Annotated in this window: 5 protein-coding genes and 1 tRNA gene; 2 read left to right on the top strand and 4 right to left on the bottom strand. The window is 51.2% G+C overall.

Going from position 1 to position 5,660, the window contains the following annotated elements:
• The 3 genes from R3177_RS12715 to leuA all read right to left on the bottom strand — a co-directional run.
• On the bottom strand, positions 1 to 518 hold a 518-nt coding region (locus R3177_RS12715), incomplete at its 3' end, for an aconitase family protein (RefSeq protein ID WP_318971402.1).
• Positions 518 to 1,609 carry a 3-isopropylmalate dehydrogenase gene (gene leuB, locus R3177_RS12710; RefSeq protein ID WP_318971401.1) on the bottom strand — a complete coding sequence of 364 codons (1,092 nt, stop codon included), beginning with the start codon at positions 1,607 to 1,609 and terminating at the stop codon, positions 518 to 520. The genes R3177_RS12715 and leuB, both read right to left, overlap by 1 nt.
• On the bottom strand, positions 1,609 to 3,189 hold the full coding sequence (gene leuA / locus R3177_RS12705; RefSeq protein WP_318971400.1) for a 2-isopropylmalate synthase: 1,581 nt from the start codon (positions 3,187 to 3,189) through the stop codon (positions 1,609 to 1,611). The genes leuB and leuA overlap by 1 nt, the downstream gene beginning before the upstream one ends.
• A 412-nt stretch (positions 3,190 to 3,601) precedes the next feature.
• On the opposite strand from leuA, the gene R3177_RS12700 reads away from it, so the two are divergent.
• Together R3177_RS12700 and R3177_RS12695 are read left to right on the top strand one after the other, a co-directional pair.
• A complete protein-coding gene (locus R3177_RS12700) occupies positions 3,602 to 4,912 on the top strand; it encodes a hypothetical protein (RefSeq protein WP_318971399.1) in 1,311 nt (436 codons plus the stop codon).
• A gap of 78 nt (positions 4,913 to 4,990) precedes the next feature.
• Positions 4,991 to 5,077 (top strand) — tRNA-Leu (locus tag R3177_RS12695).
• A 187-nt stretch (positions 5,078 to 5,264) separates the two neighbouring features.
• On the opposite strand, the gene R3177_RS12690 is transcribed toward R3177_RS12695, so the two are convergent.
• Positions 5,265 to 5,660: hypothetical protein (locus R3177_RS12690; RefSeq protein ID WP_318971398.1), on the bottom strand; the 396-nt coding region annotated here is incomplete at its 5' end.

Genomic DNA, 5,660 nt, shown 5'->3' with positions numbered 1-5,660 from the left:
TCGCCATTTATTTCAATTTTCAGCGTTTTAGCCTGCTGCTGGGGTAATGTCTGGGTCGCCAGCACATGTTCTACCTCTGACGTGCCGATACCAAAGGCTAATGCACCAAAAGCGCCGTGGGTCGATGTGTGGGAATCACCACAAACAATAATCATCCCGGGCTGGGTTAAACCCTGCTCCGGGCCAATAACATGGACAATGCCCTGATCGGGGTGGGTTAAATCCAGCAACGGGATCTTGTTTTCGTGGCAATTGGCGGCCAGTGCTTCCAGCTGTTTGCGCGAGGTTTCGCCGGCAGCGTCGATACTGCGGCGCTGGGTGGAGACGTTATGGTCCATCGTGGCGAAGGTTAAGTCTGGCCGGCGTACGCTGCGGTTTGCCAGTTTCAAACCAGAAAAGGCCTGGGGCGACGTCACCTCATGAATTAAATGACGGTCAACAAACAGTAAGTCGGTACTGGGGTTTAACTTGCCAACGACATGGCTGGCATATATTTTCTGATATAAGGTGTTAGCCATTAACGTTCTCCTGGCTGGCGTAAGGTAGCGACGATAGCTGCGCCAACGGCTGACGTGCCGTAAGTTGATGCCGGGTTAATATCCCGGGTCACAATATGCTGTTCTAAGCAGTGCTGCACTGCCTGCTCAATAGCGCAGGCTGCCGCCTCTTCGCCAAAGCTGTAACGCAGCATCAGCGCGGCACTTAAAATCTGGGCGACCGGGTTAGCGATACCTTTGCCTGCAATATCGGGCGCGCTGCCACCAGCCGGTTCGTATAAGCCAAAACCGCTGGCGTTTAGACTGGCAGAGGGCAGTAAGCCTAATGAGCCGGCGATGGCAGCAATTTCGTCAGATAAAATATCACCAAACAGGTTGTCGCATAACAGCACATCAAACTGCTGCGGGCTGCGGATAAGCTGCATCGCCGCGTTATCAATATACATATGTTCAAGCGTGACGCCGGGGTAATCTTTCGCGATGCGCTCAACAGTTTCACGCCATAAAATGCTGGTTTGCAGCACATTGGCTTTATCAATCGACGTGACTTTATTGCGGCGTTTCTGCGCGGCCTCAAAAGCCACTCTGGCAATCCGTTCAATCTCAAACACACTGTAACGCTGGGTATCAAAAGCGTCTGTGGCACCGCGGCCTTTTTCGCCAAAATAAATACCGCCGGTCAGCTCGCGTACACATAATACATCCATGCCTAAACGGCTGACCCTGGGGTGCAGTGGCGATAACTCGGCAAATGCCGGATAAATCTGGCCCGGGCGTAAATTACAGAATAGATCGAAGCTTTTGCGAAGCGGCAGCAATGAGCCCCGCTCGGGTTGTTTATCGGGCGCTAAGCCACTCCACTTCGGCCCGCCAACTGAGCCAAACAAAATGGCATCGCTTCGCTGACAGACGGATAACGTTTGTGCCGGCAGTGGTTCACCGCAGGCATCAATGGCCGCGCCACCCACTAAAGCGTGGGTCAGGGTCAGGCCAAATTGAAATTTATCTGCGACCACCTGCAGCACTTTTTCAGCTTCAAGCATCACTTCCGGGCCAATACCGTCACCGGCCAGCACCGCTATCCGGTAGTGTTTAACTGATGGTGTTGTCATTATTGTTCCCCTGCTGCAATTTTTAACGTGGTTTGACGGGCATGCCGGTGGGCATCGATGGTCTGGGCACGCTGGATCATATTCAGCACATGGACGTACGCCAGCACTGAGCTGCGGACAATGTCGGTGGCCAGCCCCGCCCCATGAAAACGCCGCCCTTCATGCTCGGCAATAATATCAACCTGACCCAGCGCATCTTCACCACTGCCTTTGGCCTGTAAGTTAAAATCAACCATTTTGATTTGCAGTTTGCTGATGCGGGCAATGGCGCTGAACGCGGCTTCGACCGGGCCATTGCCGGTAGCGGCTTCAGTAAATACCTGATCGCCGCAGCGTAAGCCGACGGTGGCACTGGCAATATGGCCGGTATGGGTGGATGAGCTTAAAAACTCCAGGTTGTAATAATCATTTTGTTCTTGCAGGTTTTCAAAAAACACCAGTGCTTCCAGGTCATAGTCAAAAACCCGGCCTTTCTGATCAGCCAGCGCGACAAAACTTTTGTATACCGCTTCCAAATCGTAGTCTGTGTCGGTGTAACCCAGTTCTGCCAGGCGATGGGCAATAACATGCCGGCCAGAGCGCGACGTTAAGTTCAGCTCGTTCTGGCGGATACCCACCTGCTCGGGCGCGATAATCTCGTAGGTATTTTGCGCCTTCAACACGCCATCCTGATGAATGCCTGAGCTGTGGGCAAAGGCGTTTTCGCCGACAATGGCCTTGTTGGGCTGGATTGGCATATTACAGATCTGACTGACCAGATGGCTGCTTCGGTAAATTTCGGTGGTTTTAATATCGGTATACAGCGGCGCCAGCACATCTTTGCGGGTGTTGATAATCATCGCCACCTCTTCCAGCGAACAGTTACCGGCCCGCTCACCAATCCCATTTACTGTACATTCAATTTGTCTGGCACCGGCCTGAATGGCGCTGATGCTGTTAGCTACGGCCAGACCTAAATCATTATGGCAGTGCACACTTAAGCGGGCTTTATCAATGTTTGGCACTTTATTCCGCAAAGCGCTGATAATCGCTGCAAATTCATTGGGAATGGTGTAGCCGACGGTATCGGGGATATTAATGGTGGTGGCACCGGCCGCAATGGCCTGTTCAATGATCCGGCATAAATCGTCTATAGGGGTCCGGCCGGCATCCTCGCAGGAAAACTCAATATCGTCGGTATAGCGACTGGCCAGTTTAATCGCGGCAACGGCCTGCTCGGTAGCCTGCTGCAACGTTTTACGCAATTTATATTGTAAATGCAGCGGCGAGGTGGCAATAAAGGTATGAATACGGCGCTGTTCGGCCTCTTTTAAAGCCTGGCCGCAGGCTTCAATGTCGGCGCTGGTTGCCCTGGCCAGGCCGCAGATAATCGGGCCCTTTACTTCCCGGGCAATCCGCTGCACCGAGTCGAAGTCGCCCGGGCTGGAGACCGGAAAGCCTACTTCCATGACATCTACTTTCAGTCTTGCGATAGCATGGGCCAGCTGAACTTTCTGTTTCTGGCTTAAGCTGGCGCGCAATGCCTGCTCGCCGTCACGTAAGGTGGTGTCAAAGATCCAGATTTTATTGTCGCCGCTCATCTTGTGTTTCCTGTTCCGTTGTTCCGGTTTAGGTTGCAACCTGTGGCGGGGGCGTAAATGCAAAAAACCCCGGCCAGTGGCACGGGGTTTTTGGTTATCGGCTCGTTACCTTTCTACCAATAAACAGCACCCCGCGCGCCGTTGAGGAGCACGAGGAGGCTGATGACAGAAACGCGACGATGTAAATTCATTAATGGCTCTTATTGGTTTATTTAATAGCAAAGCGACACTAGTAATAGCATGGTTATTTTTTAACTGCAACAGTATAGATGGCTAAATAAAGAAAAACTGCTATGGTGGTCTTTACAGTTAACTGCTTAAAAAGTTGCCGCCAGGCGGGCTAAGCGCTAGGATTAAAGACCGAGATGGCGTTCTAACTTATTAAAACTAAAGCAAACCAAGGAAGCTGATTATGCGAAACCCTTTGTTAAAACCATTGGTACTGACCGTCAGCATTGCGCTGGTTACTGCGTGTGGTAAAGCGCCAGATCCGCGGCTGGCTGCCACGGTCGATGTGGATAATATTGCCCGCCAGTATATGCAACTGGTATTAGCGCTGGGCGAACATGACAGCAACTATGTTGATGCTTACTATGGCCCGCAGCAATTACGCGATGAGGCCGTTGCCCGCGGTATGAGCCCGGCAGAGATTGCCGCTGAGGCGAAAACCCTGCTTGAGAAAATTGACACCCAGCCGCCGGCAGACAGCGACCTGCGTAAGCTGAGGCTGCATTATCTGGATAAGCAAATACAGGCACTGGCCTTTTATGCTGAGCACCTGAGCCACGGCAAAAAAGCCAATTTTGAAGCGCAGGCCCAGGCCCTTTATGACACCACGCCGCCCAATTACAGCCTGACTGACTTTGATGAAGTGCTGGCCGGTATTGATAAGCTGGTGCCGGGCGAGGGAAACTTAACCGAGCGGGTAGTAGAATACCGGAAAAACTTTGTTATTCCGGCTGATAAACTTGACGTAGTATTTCAGCGGGCGATTGATGAATGTAAACAGCGCACCCAGGCTTATATCAGCTTGCCACAGAATGAAGATTTCAGTCTGGAATATGTGCAGGATAAACCCTGGAGTGGCTATAACTGGTATAAAGGTAAATCGTACAGCTTAATTCAGATAAACAGCGAACGACCAATAGATATTTCCCGCGCCGTTGATTTAGGTTGCCATGAAGGTTATCCGGGTCACCACACTTACAATGCGCTGCTGGAGCATAAGCTGGTAGATGAGTTTGGCTGGCAGGAATTCAGTGTTTATCCGCTGTACAGTCCGCAATCACTGATTGCAGAAGGCACGGCTAATTACGGTATTGAGCTGGCTTTCCCTCTTGAGCAGAAAATGGAATTTGAACGTGATGTTCTGTATCCGCTGGCCGGGCTGGATCCGGCAAAAGCGGCAGAGTATGCCGCATTTTTAAAATTAATGGCCAAGTTAAGTTATGCCGGTAATGAAATTGCCCGCCAGTACTTAAATGGCGATATTGATAGTGAACAAGCCGTGGCGCTACTGCAGCAATACAGCCTGAACAGCGAAGCCGAAGCGCGGCAGCGGCTGCGCTTTTTCGACAATTACGGCGCTTATGTTATTAACTATAACTGGGGTAAAGATCTGGTAAAAGACTATATTGAACAGACCGATGACGAGGCCGAGCGCTGGGCGCGTTTCACCCGGCTGTTAACAACACCTCGGGTACCATCGTCCATTGAGTGGTAAATAAAATACTTGCATAAGCAGGCGGCGTTCATTATTATGCGCGCCGTTCTGCCAGTACTTTTCAGTGCGCGCAACTCTGCCCGGGTGGTGAAATCGGTAGACACAAGGGATTTAAAATCCCTCGGGGGAAACCCCGTGCCGGTTCAAGTCCGGCCCCGGGCACCATTTATTGCTTTGTATTTGTCCAATTTCCCTGACCTACTTAAATTGCCAGCAATGTTGTCAAACATAATCCTATGCCGGCTATCTGCGGCCCTATTCGGCTTTTTCGGGAAAAACAGTGTTTTGCCACGGTTTTAGTCGTGCAATTGTCCGGTAAAGTAGGTGTGCGCCTGTTCAGATAACATTGGCGTTAATCAGGTTTGGCGCCATGGGCTTTATCCGGATCAGGGTCCAGCTGCATTGCCTGACACGCCTGAACCAGCACCAGATTATTCATGGTTTCAGTTAGCTGTTGCAGTCCTATAGCAAAACTGTCGACGACGTCATTTTCTCTGACTTCGACCGGGAAAAAAACCAGATCTGACTGGCCCGAGTAGCGTTCGATAATGTCAAAATCGACCTTATCCAGCGCTTCTATCTCTGCCTCAATCCTTACGTTTTCCAGATAGGTGCTGAAACTTTGCTGCACTTGCTCTTTAGAATATTTTTCTGCTTCAGTAAGCACACGCAGCTTGGTGTTCTGCCATCCGGTGGAGCGGGTGCAAAGATATGCAAACATCAGCATCAGCCGGGCGGTAGGGCCGCC

Source organism: Arsukibacterium sp. (genome assembly GCF_033722355.1).
Taxonomy (GTDB): domain Bacteria; phylum Pseudomonadota; class Gammaproteobacteria; order Enterobacterales; family Alteromonadaceae; genus Alishewanella.
Note: the sequence above shows the minus strand (reverse complement) of the source record. Positions and strands in the feature narration are given on the sequence as shown.

Bases quoted from the DNA above. Each gene is read 5' to 3' on its own strand.
- R3177_RS12700 (WP_318971399.1), top strand. From the start codon at position 3,602: ATGCGAAACCCTTTGTTAAAACCATTGGTACTGACCGTCAGCATTGCG.
- leuA (WP_318971400.1), bottom strand. From the start codon at position 3,189: ATGAGCGGCGACAATAAAATCTGGATCTTTGACACCACCTTACGTGAC.
- leuB (WP_318971401.1), bottom strand. From the start codon at position 1,609: ATGACAACACCATCAGTTAAACACTACCGGATAGCGGTGCTGGCCGGT.